The sequence below is a fragment of the Mycobacterium sp. TH-M15 genome (genome assembly GCF_057473705.1).
Map to the genome: position 1 here is coordinate 1 of NZ_JBYCLB010000680.1, position 2181 is coordinate 2181.

Below are 2181 nucleotides of genomic sequence, written 5' to 3' on the forward strand. Positions count from 1 at the left end.
GGTGGGTCTGACCGTCACCCTGGCGGAGCGGGAACGCCAGCTGGCGATCGCCCGCGACGAGGAGAACATGTGGCTGGTCACCGACGGCCGCGGCCAGACACGGGCCGGCTACGACGGTGCGCTCGACGTCGACGTGCTGTTCAGCCCGTTCTTCAATACGCTGGCGATCCGGCGCACCGGCTTGCACACCCACCCGGGCGTGATCACGGTGCCGACGATCTATGTCGGGCTGCCCGAGCTGTCGGTGACCGCCACCGCCATCAGCTACAGCAACACGCCCGAACGGCGGACCCAGATCAAAGTGCGCTCCCCGGCGGCCGACGCGACCGTCACCATCGACGCCGACGGATTCATCGTGGACTATCCCGAGTTGGCAGAGCGGATTTGATCACCCCGCCGGCCCGGCCCGCGGCGGCCAACTCCTGACGCCAGTTCTCCTCGCCGACCACCACGGTGACGATCTCGTGCCGGGGAAAGCTTTCGTAGCGGACCCGTGCGGCGTGACCGGCGTCGACCAATCCGGCCACCGAGTCGGTGCCGACCAGCGAAGCCCGCGCGTCGGCGAGCAGCCGCATCGCGTGGTCCAGCGCCGGCACCAACTCCCGCGCGTTGGCCTCGCACATCGCGTTGACCAGGTCCGGTGCGGTGCCCGCCACCCGGGTGCCGTCCCGGAACGACCCGGCGGCCAGGGCGAACGCCAGCGGCACGTCGGCCGCGGTCACCGCCAGCGCTTCGGCCAGCAGGTGCGGCAGGTGGGAGATCGCCGCGACGGCCGCGTCGTGCTCGTCGGAGCGGGCCGGCACCGCCACCGCACCGCAGTCCAGCGCCAGATCGAGCACCGTCGACCACACCCCCGGATCCACGTGGTCGTCCACGCTGATCACCCACGGCGCCCCGGTGAACAGCCGGGCGTCCCCGGCCGACCAGCCGGAGTGGGCGGTGCCCGCCATCGGGTGACCGCCGACGAACCGCGCCTGCAGGCCGGCGGCGGTGACCTGCGCCAGCACCGCGCTCTTCACGCTGGTGACGTCGGTCAGCGCGCACCCGGGGGCGCTCTGCCGGATGTGGTCGAGCAGCGTCGGCAGCGCCGGCGCCGGGACCGCGAGCACGATCAGCGCACCGGCGTCGGCGGCCCGGTTCAAGACCAAGCCGAGGTCGACGCTGACGTCGAAACCGTCCGTCTCCGCCGCGTGCACGCCGGCCAGCGAGCGGTTGTAGCCGAACACGTCGCGTCCGGCGGCGGCGGTCGCCCGGAGCACCGATCCGCCGATCAGACCCAGACCCAGCACGCACACCGGTGTTTTCGCCACCTCACCAGGTTGGCACATTGGGCTGTCGACCGACGCGGCGCGGCGCCCGGGGACAGGTGACGATTCGCTGGTCAACGCGGTAAGCGGCGACTAGCGTAAGCGCCCATGGAAGCACAGGGCGCCTCGGCTCCGGCGGACACGCTGGACGGCTTCGCGGTGGCCGTGGTGCGAGAAGACGCCACCTGGCGGTGTTCGGCGATGCGGCCGACGGCGTTGACCAGCCTGGCCGCCGCCGAGACGGAGCTTCGTGAGCTGCGAAGCTCCGGCGCGGTTTTCGGGTTGCTCGACGTCGACGACGAGTTCTTCGTGATCGTTCGGCCCGGACCGTCGGGCACCCGGCTGCTGCTGTCGGATGCCACCGCCGCGCTGGACTACGACATCGCCGACGAAGTGCTCGATAAGCTCGACGCCGACATCGACACCGAGGACCTCGAGGACTGCGACCCGTTCGAGGAGGGTGACCTGGGCGTGCTGGCCGACATCGGGCTGCCGGAGGCGGTGCTCGGCGTCATCCTCGACCAGGCCGAGCTGGGTGTCGACGAACAGTTGCAGCGGATCGCCCAGGAGATGGGCTTCGACGAGCAGATGGCCGCCGCGCTGCACCGGCTCGGCCGGTGACCGGCGACGACGATCTGATCCGCGCCGCGCTGGCCGCCGGCGCCGAGGCCGGCCCGCGGGACGTACCGGTGGGTGCGGTGGTGGTCGCCGCCGACGGCACCGTGCTGGCCCGCGCCGCCAACGCCCGGGAAGCCCTCGGCGACCCGACCGCGCACGCCGAGATGCTGGCGATGCGGCAGGCCGCCGCCGTCCTCGGTGACGGCTGGCGGCTGGGCGGCACCACGCTGGCGGTGACCCTGGAGCCGTGCACGAT

At 72.3% G+C, this 2181-nt stretch carries 4 protein-coding genes; 3 read left to right on the plus strand and 1 reads right to left on the minus strand.

Annotated elements, in window-relative coordinates; translation table 11 throughout:
* The coding region (locus tag AC2VNT_RS16655; RefSeq protein WP_486947907.1) for a putative glycolipid-binding domain-containing protein at nt 1-388 on the plus strand (388 nt) is incomplete at its 5' end.
* On the opposite strand, the gene AC2VNT_RS16660 is transcribed toward AC2VNT_RS16655, so the two are convergent.
* Nucleotides 351-1295, minus strand: coding sequence for a prephenate dehydrogenase (locus AC2VNT_RS16660; protein ID WP_486947910.1), 945 nt, complete (start codon nt 1293-1295; stop codon nt 351-353). The two genes, AC2VNT_RS16655 and AC2VNT_RS16660, sit on opposite strands and share 38 nt — an antisense overlap.
* Before the next feature lie 120 nt (nt 1296-1415).
* Between AC2VNT_RS16660 and AC2VNT_RS16665 the strand changes: the two genes are divergently transcribed.
* Together AC2VNT_RS16665 and AC2VNT_RS16670 are read left to right on the plus strand one after the other, a co-directional pair.
* On the plus strand, nt 1416-1928 hold the full coding sequence (locus tag AC2VNT_RS16665; protein WP_486947908.1) for a tRNA adenosine deaminase-associated protein: 513 nt from the start codon (nt 1416-1418) through the stop codon (nt 1926-1928).
* On the plus strand, nt 1925-2181 hold a 257-nt coding region (locus AC2VNT_RS16670), incomplete at its 3' end, for a deaminase (RefSeq protein WP_486947909.1). The genes AC2VNT_RS16665 and AC2VNT_RS16670, both read left to right, overlap by 4 nt.

What these genes read in the sequence shown, in the direction of transcription:
- AC2VNT_RS16665 (WP_486947908.1), top strand. Translation starts at nt 1,416, where the DNA reads ATGGAAGCACAGGGCGCCTCGGCTCCGGCGGACACGCTGGACGGCTTC.